This window comes from Xanthomonas sp. NCPPB 2586, from assembly GCF_041475775.2.
GTDB lineage: Bacteria > Pseudomonadota > Gammaproteobacteria > Xanthomonadales > Xanthomonadaceae > Xanthomonas > Xanthomonas campestris.
In genome coordinates this window covers 3,705,465-3,727,246 of sequence record NZ_CM192981.1, presented here as the reverse complement: position 1 = coordinate 3,727,246, position 21,782 = coordinate 3,705,465, and the positions used below count along the sequence as shown (strand labels likewise).

Here is a 21,782-nt window from a genome sequence, read left to right as displayed (position 1 = left end):
GGCGGCGTGAAGCACGTCGCTATACTTGCCGCCTCAGTCATGGGGTAGCGCGAATGGACAGGCAGGAATCAGGGATGACGTCGTCGGGCGTGCGGCGGATGCTGCTGTGGGTGGTGTTGCTGACGGCGGCGCTGGGGAGCGTGGCGTGCAAGCGCAACGAAAGCGGCCAGCTGCCCACTGCCAGCGGCGAGGCGATCAAGGTCGACAAGCAGGGTATCACCGGCTTTGGCCTGGCGCGCGCCTACCCCGACCAGACCAGTGACGGCCTGTCGCTGGCGCTGGAGTTCTCGCGGCCGCTGGTGGGCACGCAGGACTTCGATGCGCTGGTGCGCTTCGAGGAAAAGGTCGGCAACGGCGACAGCAGCTGGTCGCTGTCCGACGACGGCAAGACGCTGCGCTACCCGTACGTGGAAGCGGCCAAGGACTATACCGTCCTGATCGCCGCCAACCTGCTCGCCGCCGATGGCAGCCGCCTGGGTAAACCCCTCAAGCAGAAGGTCTACACCGGTGAGCTGAAGCCGGTGGCCGGCTTCGCCTCGCAAGGCAGCGTGCTGCCGGCGCGCGAAAGCCGCGGCCTGCCCGTGGTGTCGGTGAACGTGCCGGAAGTGGATGTGGAATTTTTGCGCGTGCGCGAGAAGTCGCTGCCGGCGTTCTTCCACCAGTTCCAGCGCGGCGGCCGACGCGGCAGCTGGGACCTGGAAAACGAATACAGCGAGAACGCACCGCTGTCCAAACTGGCCGACCCGATCTACGTCAACCGCTTCATCCTGGGCGGCAAGCAGAACGAGCGTGTGCTGACCTACCTGCCCACGCAGGACATCACGGAGCTGCAGGAGCCGGGCCTGTATTTCGCGGTGATGAAGCGCGCCGGCACCTTCGAAAACGAATTCGACACCGCTTTCTTCACCGTCAGCGACATCGGCCTGCACACGCGCGCCTACAAGGACAAGCTGTTCGTGCACACCGCCTCGCTGCAGAGCGGTGAGCCGGCCAAGAATGTGGAACTGCGCATCCTCGATGCCAAGGGCGAGCTGTTCCTCAAGGGCAGCACCGACGCCAACGGCAATGCGTTGCTCAACTACACACTCGACGCCAGCCACGTGCTGGTGGCGCGCAGCAAGACCGATATTTCGATGCTGCCGTTCAACCAGCCGGCGCTGGATCTGAGCGAATTTGCCGTGGCCGGGCGCGAAGGCGCCTGGTTCGACGTGTTCGCCTGGGCCGGCCGCGACCTGTATCGCCCCGGCGAGACCATGCGCGTGTCGGCGATCCTGCGCGACAACGATGGCAAGCCCACGAGCGGGCCGACCAAGGGCGGCCAGCCGGTGTTCCTGCGGCTCAAGCAGCCCGACGGCAAGACCTTCCGCGAAACCAAGCTGCAGCCGGGCGAGCAGGGCTATTTCGAATTCACCCAGCAGATTCCCGCCGATGCGCCGACTGGCCGCTGGCAGGTGGAATTCCGCACCGACCCGGGCAGCAAGGACGCCGTGCAGGGCATGACCGTGCGCGTGGAAGAGTTCCTGCCCGAACGCATGAAGCTGGACCTGGACGCCGCGCAAAAGACCTTGAGCGCCGGCAAGCCCTTCACCCTGATCGCCAATGCCGCGTATCTGTACGGCGCGCCGGCCGATGGCAACCGCTTCACCGCCAAGCTGGCGGTGAGCGTGGAGCAGCATCCGCTGGAGTCGTTGCCGGGCTGGTTCTTCGGCGACCCCACGCTGGAGCTGCCGCGCGAAGCCAAGGACGTGATCGACACCGAGTTCGGCGGCGATGGCGTGTTGCGCGAAGACATCGCCCTGCCGGACGAAGCCAAGCCGGTCAGCACCATTGCCGCAGTGGTGTCGGGCAGTGTGTACGAGACCGGCGGGCGCACCGTGACCCGCACCATCAAGCGCGTGCTGTGGCCAGCCAAGGCGCTGGTCGGCGTGCGCCCGTTGTTCGATGACACCGACGGCGCCGATGCCAACAGCAACGCACGCTTCGAGATCACCCGCGTGGATGCCGAGGGCAAGCCGCAGCCGGCCAAGGGGCTCAAGGCCACACTGGTGCGCGAACTGCGCGACTACCACTGGAACTACACCGACGACCATTGGGATTACGACTTCACCCGCCGCTTCGAGAACAAGGACACCCGCACGATCGACGTCGGCAGCGGCAATGCCAAGCTCGATTTCCCGGTGGAGTGGGGTGAGTACCGCCTGGACGTGTTCGACCCGGCCACCGGCCTGACCACGCGCTACCCGTTCCGCGCCGGCTGGAGCTGGAATGACGAAAACCGCGGACTGGACGCGCGCCCGGACAAGGTCAAGCTGGCGCTGGACAAGACCGGCTACCGCGCCGGCGACACGCTCAAGGTCACGCTAACCCCGCCGCATGCCGGCAAGGGTGTGTTGCTGGTGGAAAGCGACAAGCTGCTGTACGTGCAGGACATCGACGTCAAGCCGGGCAGCACCTTCGAGATTCCGGTCACCGAGGCCTGGGAACGGCATGACGTGTACGTGACCGCGCTGGTGTTCCGCGGCGGCAGCGCGCCGAGCAAGATCACTCCGGCACGCGCGGTGGGCGTGGCGTTCGTGCCGATGGACCGCAAGGCGCGGCGCGTGGCGGTGGGTCTGTCTGCACCCAATCAGATGCGCCCCGAACAACCGTTGCCGGTGACCGTGAGTGTGCCGGAGCTGGCTGGCAAGGCCGCGCACGTCACCATCTCGGCGGTGGACGTGGGCATTCTCAACATCACCCGCTTCCCGGTGCCCGATGCCAACGCGCAGTTCTTCGCGCAGCGCCGGCTGGGCACCGATGCCTACGACATCTACGGACGGGTGATCGAAAGTTTCGAAGGCGCCAGCGGCAAGCTCAAGTTCGGCGGCGACATGGCCCTGGAAGCGCTGCCACAGGCCAAGCGCCCGACCGCACGCGTGCAGACGGTGGACCTGTTCTCCGGCTCGGTGAAACTCGATGCCAAGGGCAATGCACGCGTGCAGCTGCCAGTGCCGGATTTCAACGGCACGCTGCGTGTCTCGGCACTGGTGTACTCGGACACGCGCTACGGCAACCGCGACATGGAAACCATCGTGCGTGCGCCGATCTTGGCCGAAGCCAGCATGCCGCGCGTGATGGCGCCGGGCGACCGCAGCACGGTGACGGTGGACGTGCAGAACTTCACCGGCAAGCCGGGCGAGTTCAACGTGCGCGTGGACGGCATCGGCCCACTGGCCATTGCCGAGGCGGCGCGCAGCGTCAAGCTGGCCACCGATGGCAAGCAGACGCTGAGCTTTCCGCTCACCGCCACCGAAGGCTATAGCGTTGCCAAGGTGCGCGTGCGTGTGGACGGCAACGGCTTCAAGGCCGACCGCAGCTACGACCTGCCGGTGCGTGCCGGTTGGCCGCAGGTGCTGCGCACGCAGACGCGTGTGCTGGATCCATTGGCACCGGTGAGCATGGATGCGGGCCTGACCGAGGGCCTGATGGCCGGCTCGGTGACCGCGCGCATGCTGGTCAGCCCGCTGCCGCCGATTCCGTTCGCCAGTGCGCTGCAGGATGCGTTGAACTATCCGTACGGCTGCGCCGAGCAGACCACCAGCAAGGGCTATGCGGCCTTGCTGCTGGACGAGGCCACGGCCAGGGCGCTGGGCACCAAGGGGCTGGATGCGGCCACCCGCCGCGAGCGCATGGAAGGCGCGTTCGGCCGGCTGGCCTCGATGCAGATTGCCAGCGGGCATTTCTCGATGTGGGGCGACGATGGTTACGTCAATCCGGGCCTGACCCCGTACATCGCCGAGTTCCTGCTCGATGCCAAGGACGCCGGATTTGCGGTGCCCGATAACGTGCTGCAGAAGGCGCTCAATCGCCTCAGCGAGGATCTGCTCTCCGGCGGTAACGAGTTCTACGGCCAGGACCGCCGCGACAACCTCAAGTTCGCCAACCAGGCGTGGTCCGGCTATGTGCTGGCGCGCGTGAACCGTGCACCGCTGGGCACGCTGCGCGCGCTGTACGACAACCAGCGCGACAAGGCGCTGACCGGGTTGTCGCTGGTGCATCTGGGCGCGGCGCTGTCGCTGCAGGGCGATACCAAGCGTGGCCAGGCAGCGATCAAGGCCGGCTTCGCCAAGAACAGTGCAGACCGGCCGCCGTACTTCGGCGACTACGGCAGCGCGATCCGCGACGATGCATTGATGATGGCGCTGCTGCACGAACGTGGCTTGTCCTCGCCGGAGTACGACACCCGCGCGGTGACGCTGGGCCAGGCGCTGGACGCGCGCCGCGGTGGTGGTTCGCTGTGGCTGAGTACGCAGGAGCAGGTTGCGCTGGCGCGGCTGGGCAAGGCGCTGATGGTGGCGCAGGGCAAGACGGTGTCGGGCACGTTGACGGTGGGTGGGGAGGCGCAGGAGATCGCGCCGGCACGCCTGTTTGGCCGTAGCTTCGACAGCGCCGCGCTGGCGCGTGGCGTGCAGTTCGTCCCGCAAGGCGAGGCGCCGATGTACGCCAGCCTGGAAGTGGCCGGCATCCCGCGCAGCGCACCGGAAGCGGACACCCGCCATCTCAGTGTGGAACGCACGTGGTACACCACCGACGGCAAGCCGTGGACGCCGCGTGCGCTCAAGGAAGGCGAGGCGTTGATCGTGCGCGTCACCATCACCGCCAACACCAGCATGCGCGACGCCTTGCTCACCGACCTGCTGCCGGCCGGCCTGGAGATCGAGAACTTCAACCTGGGCGATGCCAAACAGTGGGCCGACGTGGTGGTGGACGGCATCGGCATCAGCGAACGTTCGAGCGCCGCCGACGTCAAGCACGAAGAATTCCGCGACGACCGCTACGTGGCCGCGCTGTCGTTGTCTTCGGGCAGCAAGGCGCAGGTGTTCTACCTGGTGCGCGCCGTCACCCCGGGCACCTACACCGTGCCGCCCTCGCTGGTGGAAGACATGTACCGCCCGGACCTGCGCGGTGTCGGCCGCACCAACCCGGCCACGATCACGGTGGTGCAGCCGTAAGGCATCACGGTCGGAGCGCGCTTGCGCGCGGTAAGGCTTCCCTGGGAATGCCTCTCCGCGCGCCTGCTCGCTTCCAGGCCAATAAGACCGCGTTCCAAACGTAGTTCCAACGAGTCCAAGATCAGCGGCACAGCCGTAGTGATCACTGTAGGAGCGCGCTCGCGCGCGATGAGGCGTTCCCGGGGGAAACTCCACCGCGCGCCTGCTCGCTTCTAAGCCAATAAGACCGCGTTCCAGAACGGAGGTGCCAGCCAGGCCACGATCACGGTCGTACAGCCGTGCGCAATCACCGTAGGAGCGCGCTTGCGCGCGATGGAACGTTCCCGGGAGTGCCTCACCACGCAGGCACGCCTCTACGTCAGCCAGATCGCATCCCAGAACGGATACTTCCCAATGCGCTGCACCAACCCGGCACGCAATGGGTTGGCGATGACATAACGTGCAACCGCACGCAGATCCGCGTCATGACGTACGGCATGGTCGTGATAGGCGCGAGCCCAGACGGGCGCCTGCACAGCACGCTGCGTGTTGACCGCACGCCTGCTCGCAGCCTTCAGACACGCCACAGCCCGCGCCAGCGGCGTGTGATGGCCCAACTGCAGCAGCCAGTGAACGTGATCCGGCATCAATACCCAGGCAAGCAAGGTGGCATCTGCGGGCGCTGCTTTGGTAAATGCGCCACACGCGCTTGCAGCCAGGCGAGGATCGTCGAACAGGCGCTGCCGCTGGTGGGTTGTCGTGGTGAGCAGGTAGCAATGCCCCGCAAGCGAATGGCGGCCGCGGCGAAGGGCGCGATGTCCGGACGAAGTGGGATCAGTCATGCCAACAGATTGACGTGCCTGGTCGATGGGCTGCATTGGCGCAATCCCTGGATTGGGGTCAGCGGACTCCGCGCCGGAGTGCGCGCTTGGGCGGCGGGCGTTGTCGGGAGAGCTTCTCGCGCGCGAGCGCGCTCCTACGTTGGGTTTGCGTCCAGCCGTGGTTGAACGAGACACCTCTCATGGCGGTGGCGCTGCGAAGGGTTGAATCCGTCATCCATGATCTGCGATGCCCTTGTAGGAGCGCGCTTGCGCGCGATGAGGCGTTCCTGGGAAAGCCCCCATCGCGCGCAAGCGCGCTCCTACGTTTGGGTTGCGTCGTCCTGTGGTTAAACGAGATACATCTCGTGGCGGCAGTGCGGCAAAGGGGTAATTCCGTTGTCCATGATCTACGAGGCCCCGGTAGGAGCGCGCTTGCGCGCGATGAGGCGTTCCCGGTAAAGGCCCATCGCGCGCAAGCGCGCTCCTACGTTGGGTTTGCGTCCAGCTGTGGTTGAACGAAGCACCTCACGTAGGCACTGGCGCTGCGAAGGGGTAAATCCGTTGTCCATGATCTACGGGGCCCCGGTAGGAGCGCGCTTGCGCGCGATGAGGCGTTCACGGGAAAGCCCCATCGCGCGCAAGCGCGCTCCTACGGTTCTTCGCATTGCGCGACAGGTGTTCGCATTGTCTTTTTGGTGCTATGTGCGCGACACGCAAAGGTCATCCTGGCTGCCTACGGTGGCGTGCTTTCGCACAGACGCGGCGCCCTTGCCGCGCGATTTCCGGGATTCCATGCAGCGCTCCGATTCGTACCGTGTGCACCTCTCTGTTCTTGCCCTTGCCATCGCGGCCTGTTCGTCGGGCGTGCAGGCGCAGGCCCTCGACGCTTCAAATGCTGCGGGGCAACGCTCGCCGATCTCGCCCGCGGCGACGCCTGCAGATGCAAGCGGTGATGCCGGTGATGCGGAAACGCCAGCCGCGGCGGCGAATGCTTCCCAGACATCAAGCGAGGCATCGAATCAAGATCTCCCCGCTACCGCTACGTCTGCTACAGCTACCGCTACTACAGCGACAGCGACAGGTGCAGGTGCAGGTGCAGGTGCAGGTGCAGCTTCAGACACAGGCACAGGCAAAGTCGCCAGTGCCAGTCCCAGTGCCAGTTCCAGTGCCACCACAGGCGTGCAAACCCTCGATGCCATGCAGGTCACCGGTGTGCGGCGTGCCAACGCGGCGGCGGTGGAAAGCAAGCGCGCGGCGACCAACATCACCGATGTGATCAGTGCGACCGACGTGCGGGCCTTGCCCGACAGCACCATCGTCGAAGCGCTGCGCCGTGTGCCTGGCTTATCCGTGTTGCCTGCCACCGACAACGAGCATCCGCGCGATGAAGCCGCCACGCCGGTGTTGCGTGGCCTGGGGCCGTCGTACAACAACGTCACCATCGATGGGCTCACCATCGCCTCGCCCGGCACGCCCAATGGCACGCTTGGCTCGATCACCCGCGGCGTGCGTCTGGATCTGCTGCCGGCGTCGATGGTCAGTGAGTTGCAGGTGGTCAAGACGTTCACCGCTGACCTTGATCCCAATGCCACCGGCGGTGCGATCAACCTCAAGACCCGCAGCGCGTTCGAGAACGGCGGCAAGCCGTTCTTCAGCGCCGAAGCCGCACTAGGCCACGCCAACGATGTGGGCAAGCCGCGCGACCAGGACGACCCCGGGTATCGCTTGAATGCCACCGGCAGCCGCACCTTCGGCAGCGAGCAGCAATACGGCTTCACGCTGTCGGCCAACTACCAGACGCTCAGTAGCTATACCGAAACCCATATGACCACCGACACGGTGCATTACGGGTTCTACGACAACAACGGTGTGCTGCAGACCGGCGCCAATCTCGGCAATGGCTGGGCAGTGCCGCAGCAGGACAAGTACTGGTACGTGCAGAACCAGCGCGACCGCTATGGCGTCACCGGCAAGTTTGAAGCGCGCCCGAGTGCGGCCTTCGAGGCCTACGCCATGGCCGGCTACTACTATTTCAAGGACGACATGGAGCGCAACGAGGTCATCATCGACCCGCGCAACCGTGGCCAGGTGTTCAACCAGACCGCGACCTCGGGCAGCTATCCCGGCGGCGATATCGAGGTGGGGTACTCCAACCAGATCGTCACCACGCGCACCAAGGTGGCGCAGCTGGGCAGCATCTGGCGGCCCACCGATCGGCAGCAGTTTTCTGCACGGGGTTCGTGGTCGGATGCGACCTACGACGAGCCGATCCGCATGATCAAGTACGCCACCGGCATCATTCGGCCGGCAGCGGTATCAGTGGGGCAGACCGGTAGCGGCGTGACCGTCAATGCCACACCCAACTATGCGTTCAATTACGACACCTCCGGCTTCGATCAGCGCTTCGGGGTGTCGCCGCAGGCCTACAACAATCTGGATAACTACAGCCTGTCGTACTGGCGGCCCGACTACAAGCGCACCGCCGCCGATCGCATTCTCACCGGGCGGCTTGATTACGGCTTCAATCAAGGCGAAAGCGATCAGGGCATCGGGTTTGCCGCGGGCGTTTCATACACCACCGACAAGCCCTCTTACGACATCTTTCGCGTGGAGTACCAGCCCAACACCAGCGCACCGACGTTCGGCCTGGCCGATGTCGCCGGCGCGGGCAGGGCGCCGATGCGCTACGTGGGCAGGGCGCCGATGCGCTACGCGGGTTTGAATCTGCTGACCATTGATCCGGACAAGGCCAACCGCGTGCTGGCAGCAACGCCGCTGAGCGCGTTCAACAGCACCGACCAGCAGGCTTTCAGCAACCAGGACAACTTCACACATACCGAAAAGACCTTCGGCAGCTACGGGTTGGTGAGTTACCGCAGTGAGCGTCTCAACGTGCAGGCCGGCCTGCACTTGGACAGCACCAAGCTCAACACCGTGGGCCGCCAGCGCCAGCTGGACACCGCCAGCAACCGCTACGTGTATGTCGATAACCCCACCAATGCGGATTACGACTATCTGCTGCCTTCGGCGATCATGACCTACCACCTGACCGACGCACTGGACCTGCGCGTGGGCGCCAGCCGCACACTTGGCCGCCCGCCGTACGATGCGTATGCGGCGCGCACCTCGATCGGCTTCGTCAACACGACCGACGCCGGCAACCCAAACGCGCAGGGCGTCACCGTCACCATCGGCAACCCCGACATCAAGCCGCGCGTGTCCAACAACCTGGATCTGTCGCTGGAATGGCGGCTGCCGGGCGACTTCGACGCCTTCGCCTCCACCGCCGTGTTCGACAAGCGCATCCAGGACGAGATCTTTACGCTCTCGCGCACCGATAGCTTCACCTTCGATGGCACCACCTACGCCAATGCGTTGATCAGTACGCCGGCCAACGCAGCCAAGGCGCGCATCCGTGGCGTGGAATTCAACGGCATCGTCAACACGCTGGCGCCGATTGCACCGTGGCTCAGCGGCGTGGGCTTCAGTGCGAACTTTGCGCTGCTCGATGGCAGCCTGGACGTGCCGTATAGCGTCGGCAGCGGCAGCACCGTCAGCCAGCGCGAGCGCAAGCTCGACAACCTGGTCGGCCAGCCGGACTACACCGCCAACGCCACGCTGTTTTACAACACCGGCGGCCTGGAATTGCGCGCCGCCTACAACCGGCAGGGCAAGGCCTTGCGTGCGATCGTCAGCAACATCGACTGGCAGGATCTGTACTGGTCGCCGCGTTCGCAGCTGGATTTCACCGCGACGTATGCGGTCAGCAAGCAGCTCAGCCTGATCGGCCAGGTCAGCAACCTCACCCACAGCCGCATCAGCAGCGTGACCGGCCCGGGGCAGAACCTGCTCAAGGACAGTTACTCGGTGCCCAGCACCTATTGGGTGGGCCTGCGCTTTACGCCCTCGCTGTAAACAACCACGGCCGCGCGGTGAGCGGCCATCCAAGCACATGCAACGCGATGCAGCCGCCTGGCGGATGCGTCGCGTTGCCCACGCATTCAAGCGGAGCCGTACTATGACCTTGCAGTCTGTTGCTTCTTTTGCCGCGCTGCTGTGCGCAGCCATTGCCGCCGATGCGACTGCCGCGCCGGTGGGGGTTGCCGCAATCCAGGCACGGCTGACCAATCCCGACGGCGGCATCGTGGTGGTGGCGCATCGCGGCTGCCACGCCGCGGCGCCCGACCATGGATTCAACGACACCGCGCCGGAGAATTCGCTGGCAGCCTTGCAGCGTTGTATTGCCATCGGCGCGGACGTGATGGAAACCGACGTGCGCCGCGCCGCAGACGGCACGCTGGTGATGCTGCACGACGCCACCGTGGACCGCACCACTGATGGCACCGGCAAGCTGTCCGAGCTCACGCTGGCAGATCTGCAGAAGCTGGGGTTGCGCACCGACGAGGGTGGGGCACAGGCGCCGCTCACCGATCAGCGCGTGGTCACGCTGGAGCAGATGCTGGCCGCCGCCAAGGGCCACATCCTGCTCAATCTCGACGTCAAGGATGCGATCTACGTGCAGGTGGTCGACGCGGTCACGCGCGCGGGCATGCAGCACCAGGTGATCGTCAAGGCCGAAGCCGGCATCGCCTCGCCGCCGCTGGCAGCGATGCAGCCGTTCGACCGCGTGTACTTCTTCCCGATCCTGATCAATGCGCATGGCACGGCCGATCTGGCCGCGATCGCCACTGCACAAACCCGCAATGCGGTCCCGATGGCGTTCGAGCTGCCCAAGATGGCCGCATCGCAATTGCCGGCCCTGGTGGCGGTGAGCAAGGCGCACAACGTGCGGCTGATGGTCAATTCGTTGTGGGAAGGCTTTATCGCCGGCTACGGCGGCGATGCCGATGCCGAGCGCGACCCGGACAAGGTCTGGGGCCGCATGCATCGCGACGACATCTCCATCATCCAGACCGATGCGCCGGAAGCTTTGCTGCGCTATCGCGCGACGCTGGAGACGCGTTGAGCGCCGCGTTACCTCGCTGCACGCAGCGGGCTTGCGACGGATGCGCACTGTCGCCTCATAGCATGATCCATGGCACTGCGGGGACCCTGCCGCCGCCGCTATAGTCAGGCGTTGTTTGCACGCAAGGATGTCTGCATGCCGCTCGATACACGCCAGCGCAAATTCAGTCCGCATGTCGTCTGGTTGGTGGTGCTGCTGATCGCGCTGCAGGTGCGCGACGTGGCCAAGGCGGTTGGTTTGCCCATCCCGAAAATTCCCGTGCCCTATGGCGGCGGGATTGCCGACAATCTGCTCAGCGTGGTGGTCGTGTTGGTCGCAGCTGCCTTGCTGCGTCCTGGTACGCCAGGCGAGATCGCAGCGCGTCTGGGCCTGCGTTGGAACGGTTTACGCGGCCCGGCGCTGACCCTGTTGGCCACACTGCTGTGCTGGCTTGGACTGTGGACGCAATCCACCTCGGTCGGCACCGGCGATCTGCTTGGCCTGCTGTGGCTGGCGCTGCTGTTTCCGTTGGCCGAAGAAATCGTCTTTCGTGGTTTCGGCTTCGTCTTTGCCTGCCGCGCGCTGGCCTGGCGTCCAGCGATCGCCGCGCTGGTGCAGGCGGTTGTGTTCGGCGGCGTGCATTGGCTCGGGGCAGGCGGCGGAGGCGGCGACGCCTTATTGATCTTCGCCATCACCGGCATCGGCGCGCTGCAGTTTGCCATTGTGGACGCGCAGGACGGTTACACGATCTGGAGCGGCTGGGTGCTGCATGTCTCGCTCAATGCGGCCTGGACGGTCTTTGCGGTATCCGATTCGGCCGCCAGTGGCTGGCTCGGCATGGCATTGCGGCTATCTGCCGTATTCCTGGCGATGGGATTGCTGCGGCTGTTTGTAACGCCGTCTCGCTCGCTGCGTGCGGACGTTGCAAGCTAGCGCGTTCGTCATTACGTCATTCAGGAGTGCACACGTGAGCTGCTCACCCGATGCGCGGCGCGCAAGAGTGGCCGAAATGTGTTTTGCCCTGCATGCTTCGCAGGATGGATGAACAGCAGCAAGCGCAGGCAAGGACCGAGAGGACGCAGGAACGCGTCGCTGGCACCGATGATGTGGCCCAACGCGGCCACCGCCGCTGGTTGACGTGGCTGCGCTGGAGCGCCGTGGCACTGTTGTCTGCCGTGCTGGTGCTGGACCTGGCTTTTCCGCTACCGCTGCCCAAGTCGCGCGACACCTCCACGCTGGTGGTCGCACGCGATGGCACGCCGCTGCGCGCATTTGCCGACGCGCAAGGCGTGTGGCGTTACCCGGCCACGCCGCAGAGCGTGTCGCCGCTGTACCTGCAGGCGCTGTTGAACTACGAGGACCGCTGGTTCTGGCGCCACCCGGGTGTGAACCCGTGGGGGCTGTTGCGCGCGGGCGGGCAGTGGATCGGCAGCGGGCGCATCGTCTCCGGTGGCTCCACCCTCACCATGCAGGTGGCGCGCATTCTCGACCCGCACACGCGCACGCCCTGGGGCAAGGCCAAACAGTTGCTGCGCGCGCTGCAATTGGAAGCGCACCTCAGCAAGCAGCAGATCCTGGCGCTGTATCTGGAGCGCGCGCCGTACGGCGGCACCATCGAGGGTGTGGAGGCGGCCAGCTGGGCCTATCTGGGCAAGCCGGCCACCGCGTTGTCGCAGGCTGAAGCGGCGTTGCTGGCGGTGCTGCCGCAGTCGCCGAGCCGGCTGCGCCCGGATCGCCACCCGGAAGCGGCGCAACGGGCGCGCGACAAAGTGCTCGACCGCATGGTGGAACTGGGCGTGTGGTCGCGCGCACAGGTGGACGATGCCCGCATCGAACCGGTGGTGACGCGCTCACTCAAACCACCGTTGCATGCCGCGCTGTTGGCGCAGCGCCTGCACAGCGCGCAACCACGCGCCGCGCGCATCGTCACCACGCTCGACGTGGAGCTGCAGCGCACGTTGGAAGAACGTGTCGCCACATATTTTTCGCAGTTGCCCGAACGCACCTCGGCCGCTTTGCTGGTGGTGGACAACGCCAGCATGGAGGCGCGCGCATACGTGGGCTCGGCCAGCTTTGGCGACCGCAAGCGGTTGGGCCATGTGGACATGGTGCAGGCCTGGCGCTCGCCCGGTTCCACGCTCAAGCCTTTCCTGTATGGCATGGCGCTGGACGATGGCGTGATCCATTCGGAAAGCCTGCTGGTGGATGCGCCGCAGAGCTTCGGCAATTATCGCCCCGGCAATTTCGATGCAGCCTTCAACGGCCCGGTGGCCGCAGCCACGGCATTGCGGCTGTCGTTGAACGTGCCGGCCGTGGATTTGCTGGATCGCATCGGCCCGGCGCGCTTTGCCGCGCGCTTGTCCAACGCCGGCATTGCGCTGCGCTTTGCACATGGCAGCACGCCGAACCTGGCCTTGATCCTGGGCGGCACCGGTGCGCAGTTGCAGGAGTTGGTGGGTGCGTTCGCGGCCCTGCAGCGTGGTGGCATTGCCGGGCATGTGCGCTATACGCCGGATGATCCGCGCATCGATCGGCGGCTGATGTCGCCGGGCGCGGCGTGGATCGTGCGCGAGATCCTGCAAAGCAATCCGCGCCCCGGGTATGCCAGCGGCACCTTCGACACCACCGCGCGCCCGGGCGTGGCGTGGAAGACCGGCACCAGCTACGGCTACCGCGATGCCTGGGCGATTGGCGGGACGCGCCGCTACACGGTCGGTGTGTGGGTCGGCCGACCGGATGGCACGCCGTTGCCGGGGCAGTACGGCGCAGTCACCGCGCTACCGCTGATGTTCGAGGTGATCGATGCCTTGCCGCGCGCGGCCGGCGACAGCGCCCCGATGCCGATGCCGGCCAGCGTGCAGGCGCTGGAGATCTGCTGGCCGCTGGGCACTGCCGCCGCGCAGACGCCGCCAAACTTGTGCGCGCGCCGCCACGAGGCCTTCGTACTCGACGGCGCGGTGCCGCCCACCTTCGCCGAACGCGATGCGCGGCTGTGGCAGAGCGGGCAACTGCAGTACGAGGTGGACGCCCGCAGCGGCCAGCGGCTCTCGCAGGAATGCACCCAGCCGCATCCGCGCGCCGCACGCAGCCTGGCGCGCTGGCCGGCGCTGGTATCACCCTGGCTCACCGCTGCCGAGCGTGCCGCCGCACAGCTGCCGCCACTGGCCGCCGATTGCCTGCCCGACGGCCGCATGACCGGCGGTGGCGTGCTGCGCATCGACGGCCTGACCGATCGCGCCACGCTGGCCCGCGCCAACGACACCGCACGCCCGGTACGCCTGCAATTGCGCGCGCTTGGCAGCGAAGCGCGCATCGACTGGCTGCTGGACGGCCGCTGGATTGCCCAGACCGCCGGGCGCCAGGGATTCCAGCGTGATTTTGCGGAAGTGGGCACGCACACCCTGACCGCGATGGCCAGCGACGGCGCCTGGACCCAGGTGCGTTTTCGCGTCTTGCGTTGAGCACGCGTTGCGGCAGCGCGTGTGTAGGAGCGCCCTTGGGCGCGATGGGCTTTCCCGGTAACGCTCATCGCGCCCAAGGGCGCTCCTGCGAGATTAGGGTTGCTTGTGTGGCCGATGGAAGAAGCCTCGCCCATCCAGTCATCCGCCACGGCCAAAGCAAACTGTTTCTCCCAGCGCCGCATGCATCTACAGAGGCAGCGACCGCTTTTGTAGGAGCGCGCTTGGGCGCGATGGGCTTTCCCGGTAACGCCTATCGCGCCCAAGGGCGCTCCTACGAGATTAGGGCTGCTTGTGTGGCCGATGGAAGAAGCCTCGCCCATCCAGTCATCCGCCACGGCCAAAGCAAAAACTGTTTCTTCCAGCGCCGCACGCATCTGCAGACGCAGCCGCGGCTTTTGTAGGAGCGCCCTTGGGCGCGATGGGCTTTCCCGGTAACGCCCATCGCGCCCAAGGGCGCTCCTACGAATGATGGTCGCCTGTGTGGTCGATGCAAGAAGCGCTGCCCATCGTGTTAGCCACGCCGGGCCACAAGTTCATCGATGCGGGAAAAAAAACAGGGCGCCATAGGCGCCCTGTTGTCTCTGCATCACGTGAAGCACGCTATCGGCGCATCAGCTCCGATACGCCAAAACTCACTCGCCAATCCAGCCTTCCAGCATGTCGGCGAACTCGTCGGCGTGCTCTTCTTCCTGGGCCAGGATGCTTTCCAGGATGCGCTTGGTGGTGGTGTCCTTGTCGCCGATGAAGTCGATCATCTCGCGGTAGCTGTCGATGGCGATGCGCTCGGCAATCAGGTTCTCGCGCACCATGTCGCGCAGGTCGGTGCCCTCCTTATATTCCGCGTGCGAGCGCTTGGTCAGCGTGTCCGGATTGAGGTCCGGTTCGCCGCCAAGCTGCACGATGCGTTCGGCAAGCTTGTGCGCGTGCGCCTGTTCCTGCTGCGCGTGCTCCAGGAACTCGCCTTTCACCGCGTCGGCAAGCATGCCCTTGGCCATGAAGTAGTGGCGGTAGTAGCGCAGCGTGCACACGTATTCGGTGGCAAGCGCGGTGTTGAGCAGTTCGATCACCTTCTCGCGATCGGCGTGGTAGCTCTCGGTGATGGCACCGTCTTCGATGCTCTGGCGTGCGCGGGCGCGCAGGGTGGCGGTATCGGTAAGACCGGTGGCGGGGGTGTTGGCTGGCTGTGTAGACATGGCTGGCCGGGTTCCTTCTGTGTGGACGGGGGAATCAATGCATCAATCGGGGAGATGCTGCAGCACGTAGTCAGCGGCAGACACCTTGAACTCGCCGGGCTCTTCGACGAACAACGCCTTCACCACGCCATCGTCGGCATACAGCGCATAGCGGCGCGAGCGCAGGCCCATGCCCGAGCCGCTGGCGTCGATCTCCAGCCCCAGTGCACGGGCCAGTTCGGCGTTTCCATCCGGCACCAGGTGCAGGCCGTCGGGCACCAGCTGGCTGCGGCCCCAGGCCTGCATCACGAAGGGGTCGTTCACCGCGGTGCACAGCACCTCGATGCCGCGTTTGCGGAACGCTTCAAACTGCTCCACGTAGCCGGGCAGGTGCTTGGCCGAGCAGGTCGGCGTAAAGGCGCCCGGTACCGCGAACAGCACCACCTTGCGCCCGGTGAACAACGTATGGGTGTCGACCGCTTCGATGCCCTCGCGCAGGTGCTTGAGCACCACCTCGGGAATACGGTCACCAACTTGGATGGTCATGGGTGGGGCTCCTGTGGCTGAACAAAGTCTAGAAAGGCGAAGGGGAAAAGCGCGTCAACGCGCTTGAAATCCGCACGCGCACGCCTATCTGACGCGCATGGCCGGTTGCACCGGTGAGCACCGGCGCGGCCCGCCCGTCACTCAACCATTGGAGGCTTTCATGAACATCGTCCGTTACCCACAGTGGCCCACCCACGCCCTGCAGAACGAGATCAAGCAAGTGTTCGACCGCTTCTTCGAGCAAAGCGGCGATACCGACGAGTCGGCCGTTGTCACCGCGCAGTGGGTCCCGCGCGTGGACATCAAGGAAGAAGCCAACCAGTTCGTGCTGTATGCCGACCTGCCGGGCATCGACCCCAGCCAGATCGAGGTGCAGATGGACAAGGGCATCCTGTCGATCAAGGGCGAGCGCAAGAGCGAGTCCAGCAGCGAGACCGAGCGCTTCTCGCGCATCGAGCGCCGTTACGGCAGCTTCCACCGCCGCTTCGCATTGCCCGACAGTGCCGATGCCGACGGCATCACCGCCGACGGCCGTAACGGGGTGCTGGAAATCCGCATTCCCAAGCGCCCGGCGGCCACGCCGCGCCGCATCCAGGTCGGTGGCGGCCAGGACGGCGGTGGTACCACGGTGCAGTAAGCGCTGCGGACCTGGAGCGGAGCCCGCGCGGCTTCGCTCCCCGGCGACGGCCGCGCCGTAGAATAGGCGCGGTCGCCCGCCCGGCTGCGAATGACTGGCTCGTGGCCTCGGCTGCGGGCCGCTCTTTTTTCAGAGGTGATGGATGGAATTCAAGGATTACTACGCGACGCTGGGCGTCGAACCGAGCGCTGGCGAGGCGGAAATCAAGACCGCCTACCGCCGGCTTGCGCGCAAATATCACCCCGATGTCAGCAAGGAGGCTGGCGCGGAAGACAAGTTCAAGGCGATCAACGAAGCCTACGAGGCACTGCGCGACCCGCAAAAGCGCGCCGCCTACGACCAACTCAAGGCGCAGGGCTACCGCCCGGGCGACGAGTTCCAGACCCCGCCCAACTTCAACGGCGGGCAGGGCTTCGACTATGAGGAAGTGTTCGGCAACGGCGGCGCCGGCGGCGGCTTCAGCGATTTCTTCGAAAGCCTGTTTGCCGGCCAGCGCGGCGGCCGCCCACGCGGCCCGGGCGCCGGTGCCGGCCCGGGCGCACAGACCCGCGGCGACACCCGCGCCAAGTTGGCGGTGCCGCTGGAAGCGGTGTATTCCGGCGACAGCGTGCGCATCACCATTACCGGCAAGCAGCTGGACGTGCGCGTGCCCAAGGGCATCCAGCCCGGCCAGGTGATCCGCCTGAGCGGGCAGGGCAACGGCGGCGGCAACCTGCTGCTGGAAATTGAACACGCCGCGCACCCGCAGTTCGAAGTGGATGGGCGCAACATCCTGTACACGCTGCAGGTGATGCCGTGGCAGGCCGCGCTGGGCACCACCATCAGCGTGCCTACGCTGGGCGGTGCGGTGGAGCTGAAGGTGCCGGCCGATTCCGAGGCTGGGCGCAAGTTGCGCCTGCGCGGCCGCGGCTTGCCGGGCGCCACCCCGGGCGACCAGATCGTGGAGCTGGAAATCCTGGCCCCGGCGCCCACCGACGAGGCGCAGAAGAAGGCGTATCGGACGCTGGCCAAGGCCTTCGGCGAATCGATCTGACGCAGTGGGTGTTGTGATGCAGCGCGTGCTGATGTGTCAGCGCGCGCTGCATTGCCCGGCTGCAGGGCCGGTGGTGCGGGTTGCCGGCGTGGTGTTTTGAATGGCCGCGAATCGCGTCGCGATCGCTGCCCGGCATGGCGTTGGCCGGTCGATGGCCCGAAGCGCTGCGTTCTTCGCTATCGCCTCGACAGGGCTATGTGCTTCGGGCCGCCAACGCCCATCGCACCCAGGCTCTCCGGGTCCCCGCAAACGCCACGACCAGCTACCGAAAGCGCGGCCGGCGCACTACACTCGCCGCGCACACTAGGGGAAACACATGGCACGTATTCTGATTGTCGACGACTCGCCGTCGCAGCTGCTGGGGATTCAGCGCATCGTCGAGAAGTTGGGGCACGAAACCATCACTGCCACCGACGGCGCCGCCGGCGTGGAAGCGGCCAAGTCGGCACTGCCGGACCTGGTGCTGATGGACGTGGTCATGCCCAACCTCAACGGGTTCCAGGCCACCCGCACGCTCAAGCGCGAGCCCACCACCCAGCACATCCCGGTGATCCTGGTGACCACCAAGGACCAGGACACCGACCGCATGTGGGGCATGCGCCAGGGCGCCCGCGCCTACATCACCAAGCCGTTCTCCGAAGACGAGCTGCTGGAAGTGATGGAGCGGGTGTTCAACCAGAAAGACGAGCCGCCGGCGGCGTGATCGCGCCGGCAGTGCGCCAGCCTTTCTTGCTTGGGCGCACGGGAGATAGGCGCTTTTAGGGTCCAGGCACGCGATACGCCATCCTTCGGGAGTGAGTTGCTGGACGTGACCCGATAGATGGTCGATCAGTAAAGACGAGCTGCTGGCTGCGTGACCGCACCCGGCAGTGCGCCCGGACTTCTTGAAGCATGCGCACGCGCGATAGGTGGGCGGCAGTCCGGGCATGTCATAAGCCGTCCTCCGGGAGACGAGCTACTGGAAGTGACCGGACAGCTCGCCCAATCAGACTGACAAGCCGCTGGCGTGCGATCGCACCGGCAGTGCGGCAGCCCTTCCTTGAATTAGCGCATGCGCGGTGTCTGCTCGGCGAATCGGAGCACGTTAAAAACCGTGCCTGGACGAGCTGCTGGAAGTGACGGATAGACAGCCAACCAGAATGCCCCCCAGCGTCGGGTGGTGTGATTGCATTAGCAGGGCGCGAGCCTGTCAGTGGTCGAGGGCCGGCGGGCAGGGTGGCGCTGGCAGAGCTCAGACGCCGGGCAGCAGGTCCAGGTCCTCTGACCACGGGAGTCATCCCGCCAACCCAGCATCAGCATCAGCACGCCTCTCGTCCTGCCTGCCCGCTGTGGGTGCACGGCGCGATGGTGGGTGGTCGCCTGCCAAGACCGGGCCACCAGGTCTGTCCCGTACGCTCGCCGCCCATCAAGGCCAACCCGCCTATCGGGTGCACCTGGCGCCCTGTGGCCTTCCGCATCCACGTTCCAGACCAGGCCTAACCCTCGCTTCCCGCCTTCCCGGCCTCCGCCCGGCCCCGGCAACCACCCACCCCCAATCCGCCGCCGGCTAAACCACGCCGCACCAATCTGGCCCTTTCAAAACGGCCGGTCTGCCCCATCTAGTAGAATCATCGAAATCACAACACGGCGGCACTGCGGGACTGGCCCGCACAGCCCCCTGATCATGGAGCGTGCATGGCCTGGAACACACCCGGCAACAAGGGCGGAGACGGCCCGGATCCCAACCGTCGCAGGTCCTGGGGGCCGCGCGGGGGCGGCAACGGTGGTGGCTGGGGCAATCTGCCCGCCCCGTTGAAAGAGCTGTTCGACGGCGGCGTCTGGCGCTGGGTGCTGATCGCCGTGGTGCTGATGGTGCTGTTTTCCAGCTTCCAGCTCATTGGCGAGCAGCAGCGTGGCGTGGTGCTGCGCTTTGGCCAGTTCTCGCGGATCCTGCAGCCCGGCCCCAGCTTCAAGCTGCCCTGGCCGATCGAATCGGTACGCAAGGTCAACGCCACCGAAATCAAGACCTTCAGCAACCAGGTACCGGTGCTGACGCGCGACGAGAACATCGTCAACGTCTCGCTCAACGTGCAGTACCAAATCAGCGACCCGCGCAAGTACCTGTTCGGCTCGCGCAATGCGGACCTGGTGCTGGAGCAGGCTGCGCAGAGTGCGGTGCGTGAGCAGGTCGGTCGCTCCGACCTCAACACCGTGCTCAACAATCGCGGCCCGCTGGCCATTGCCTCCAAGGACCGCCTGCAGGCCGCGCTCAATGCCTACAACACCGGCTTGTCGGTGACTGGCGTGACCCTGCCCGACGCGCGTCCGCCGGAAGAAGTGAAGCCGGCCTTCGACGAGGTCAACGGTGCCCAGCAGGTGCGCGAGCGCCTGATCAACGAAGCCCAGGCCTACGCCGCCAAGGTGGTGCCCGAAGCGCGCGGCCAGGGTGCCCGCACCCGCACCGGCGCCGAAGGCTACAAGCAGGCCGTGATTTCTAAGGCCGAGGGCGACGCCGACCGTTTCACCCTGCTGCAGGAGCAGTACGCCGGCGCGCCGGACGTCACCCGCAAGCGGCTGTGGCTGGAAACCGTGCAGAAGGTGCTGTCGGAAAACCGCAAGGTGATCGGCAGCGATGGCCGCCAGGTCATCTACGTGCCGTTGCCGGCCGATGCCGGCAAGAGCGGCAATGCCGGAACGGCTACGGGTAACGGCAGCATCCCGTCGATGGTGCCGCAGGACGTGCTGTTGAATCCGCCGCAAGGCAACGGCGGCAGCGCCGAAGGCATTCGCAATCCGGAACGCGGCCCGCGTCCGACCGGCCGTGAGGGGACCGAATAATGAAGAATTCGCTAGTCATCGGCCTGATCGTCGCCGTGTTGCTGGGCCTGATGGGCTCGGTGTTCGTGGTGCGCGAAGACCAGACCGCCATGGTGCTCAACCTGGGCCGTGTGGTGCGTGCCGACCTCAAGCCCGGCCTGCACTTCAAGATCCCGGTGGTAGAATCGGTACGCGTGTTCGATCGCCGCTTCCAGGTGCTGGACACCGCCCCGGCGCGTTATTTCACCGCCGAGCAGAAAGACGTGAGCGTGGACTTCTTCGCCATCGGGTACATCTCCGATGTGCGGGCGTTCTACCGCGCCACCGGTGGTGAGGAATCGGTGGCCAACTCGCGCCTGGCCCCGATCATCACCGACTCGCTGCGCAACCAGATCAACTCGCGCACGCTGCAGCAGCTGGTCTCCGGCGACCGCAGCGAACTGATCGCCAACCAGCTCAAGGGCATCAACGCCGCGATCAAGGGCTTGGGCATGCAGATCACCGACCTGCGCATCAAGCAGATCGACCTGCCCACCGACAGCCAGGTGATCACCGATGTCTACGAGCGCATGCGTGCCCAGCGCAAGCAGGAAGCCAGCAAGCTGCGCGCCGAAGGCGAAGAACAGGCCCTGACCATCCGCGCCCAGGCCGACCGCGAATCCACCGTGATCGTGGCCGACGCCGAGCGCGATGCGCAGAAGCTGCGTGGTGAAGGCGATGCCCAAGCTGCCCGTATCTACGGCCAGGCTGGCTCCAAGGACCCGTCGTTCTACGCGTTCTACCGCAGCCTGGAGGCTTACCGCGGCTCCATGACCGACGGCAACGGCGTGATCGTCCTCGACAAGAACGACCCGTTCCTGCAGTACCTCAGAAGCGATCGTTGATCGCTCTGCTTTGAACCGACAACGCCCGCGTCATGCGGGCGTTGTTGTATTTGCCTCTGACTGTCGAGCAGGCATGCGCGCCCCAAGCTGAGGAACGCATCCGGGCGCGATCGCTTTCCCGGGAATGCCCTTCGCGCCCAGGTGCACTCCTGCGACGCGGAACTTGTCGGGCACACTGCATCTCCCGGGTTGCGATGGTGTTGGTAATGCAAGAGTTTCTGTCCGCGTTATGCCTGATCGCCGTCATCGAAGGCCTGCTGCTGTTTGCCGTGCCCACCGCCTGGAAGCGCATGGTCGAGCAACTGTTCAGCCTGCCCACCACGCAATTGCGCGCCATTGGCGGCATCACGTTGGTGCTGGGTGCAATCGCGCTGTGGATCGTGCGCCACTGAGGGGGCAGCCCGTCATCGGCTGTGACAGAAGCGGGCAGGGAGACGGCGATCGGCAACAGCCGATTGCAGCCCACCAGCAGGGTTGGTCCGCTGGGGCTCTCAGCGCGTTTGAAGCACCCGGCGGG

At 65.9% G+C, this 21,782-nt stretch carries 14 protein-coding genes; 11 read left to right on the top strand and 3 right to left on the bottom strand.

Annotated elements, in window-relative coordinates; all coding sequences use genetic code 11:
- The first annotated feature begins 74 nt into the window (after positions 1 to 74).
- Positions 75 to 4,991: an alpha-2-macroglobulin family protein gene (locus ACCQ09_RS16120; protein ID WP_040940616.1), complete on the top strand. Its 4,917-nt coding sequence runs from the start codon at positions 75 to 77 to the stop codon at positions 4,989 to 4,991.
- A gap of 353 nt (positions 4,992 to 5,344) precedes the next feature.
- Here the strand turns inward: ACCQ09_RS16120 and ACCQ09_RS16115 are convergent, their stop codons facing one another.
- Positions 5,345 to 5,812, bottom strand: coding sequence for an REP-associated tyrosine transposase (locus tag ACCQ09_RS16115; RefSeq protein WP_228428159.1), 468 nt, complete (start codon positions 5,810 to 5,812; stop codon positions 5,345 to 5,347).
- Between the two features lie 771 nt (positions 5,813 to 6,583).
- Between ACCQ09_RS16115 and ACCQ09_RS16110 the strand changes: the two genes are divergently transcribed.
- The 4 genes from ACCQ09_RS16110 to pbpC all read left to right on the top strand — a co-directional run bounded on the left by ACCQ09_RS16110 (position 6,584) and on the right by pbpC (position 14,197).
- Positions 6,584 to 9,706, top strand: a complete 3,123-nt coding sequence (locus ACCQ09_RS16110; protein WP_228428412.1) for a TonB-dependent receptor — start codon at positions 6,584 to 6,586, stop codon at positions 9,704 to 9,706.
- A 103-nt stretch (positions 9,707 to 9,809) separates the two neighbouring features.
- Entirely contained in the window at positions 9,810 to 10,757 is a 948-nt protein-coding gene (locus tag ACCQ09_RS16105) for a glycerophosphodiester phosphodiesterase family protein (protein ID WP_040941685.1), read from the top strand.
- Between the two features lie 69 nt (positions 10,758 to 10,826).
- A complete protein-coding gene (locus tag ACCQ09_RS16100; protein ID WP_040941684.1) occupies positions 10,827 to 11,669 on the top strand; it encodes a CPBP family glutamic-type intramembrane protease in 843 nt (280 codons plus the stop codon).
- Between the two features lie 104 nt (positions 11,670 to 11,773).
- Positions 11,774 to 14,197: a penicillin-binding protein 1C gene (pbpC, locus tag ACCQ09_RS16095; RefSeq protein WP_228428411.1), complete on the top strand. Its 2,424-nt coding sequence runs from the start codon at positions 11,774 to 11,776 to the stop codon at positions 14,195 to 14,197.
- Positions 14,198 to 14,829: 632 nt separating this feature from the next.
- Here the strand turns inward: pbpC and ACCQ09_RS16090 are convergent.
- Together ACCQ09_RS16090 and ACCQ09_RS16085 are read right to left on the bottom strand one after the other, a co-directional pair.
- Positions 14,830 to 15,390 (bottom strand): ferritin-like domain-containing protein, encoded by a 561-nt coding sequence (locus tag ACCQ09_RS16090; RefSeq protein WP_011036245.1) that lies wholly within the window; start codon positions 15,388 to 15,390, stop codon positions 14,830 to 14,832.
- Positions 15,391 to 15,432: 42 nt separating this feature from the next.
- A complete protein-coding gene (locus ACCQ09_RS16085) occupies positions 15,433 to 15,915 on the bottom strand; it encodes a peroxiredoxin (protein ID WP_011036246.1) in 483 nt (160 codons plus the stop codon).
- Between the two features lie 160 nt (positions 15,916 to 16,075).
- On the opposite strand from ACCQ09_RS16085, the gene ACCQ09_RS16080 reads away from it, so the two are divergent.
- From ACCQ09_RS16080 to ACCQ09_RS16055, 6 genes are all read left to right on the top strand, one after another.
- Positions 16,076 to 16,552, top strand: coding sequence for an Hsp20/alpha crystallin family protein (locus ACCQ09_RS16080; protein ID WP_011036247.1), 477 nt, complete (start codon positions 16,076 to 16,078; stop codon positions 16,550 to 16,552).
- Between the two features lie 142 nt (positions 16,553 to 16,694).
- On the top strand, positions 16,695 to 17,585 hold the full coding sequence (locus tag ACCQ09_RS16075; RefSeq protein WP_011036248.1) for a DnaJ C-terminal domain-containing protein: 891 nt from the start codon (positions 16,695 to 16,697) through the stop codon (positions 17,583 to 17,585).
- Positions 17,586 to 17,901: 316 nt separating this feature from the next.
- Complete coding sequence (gene pilH / locus ACCQ09_RS16070) at positions 17,902 to 18,288, top strand: twitching motility response regulator PilH (RefSeq protein ID WP_011036249.1); 387 nt, start codon at positions 17,902 to 17,904, stop codon at positions 18,286 to 18,288.
- Between the two features lie 971 nt (positions 18,289 to 19,259).
- Complete coding sequence (gene hflK / locus ACCQ09_RS16065) at positions 19,260 to 20,402, top strand: FtsH protease activity modulator HflK (RefSeq protein ID WP_014506921.1); 1,143 nt, start codon at positions 19,260 to 19,262, stop codon at positions 20,400 to 20,402.
- Entirely contained in the window at positions 20,402 to 21,265 is an 864-nt protein-coding gene (gene hflC, locus ACCQ09_RS16060; RefSeq protein ID WP_011269967.1) for a protease modulator HflC, read from the top strand. The genes hflK and hflC overlap by 1 nt, the downstream gene beginning before the upstream one ends.
- A 206-nt stretch (positions 21,266 to 21,471) precedes the next feature.
- Positions 21,472 to 21,657, top strand: a complete 186-nt coding sequence (locus ACCQ09_RS16055; RefSeq protein WP_057673096.1) for a DUF2065 domain-containing protein — start codon at positions 21,472 to 21,474, stop codon at positions 21,655 to 21,657.
- Positions 21,658 to 21,782 lie beyond the last annotated feature (125 nt).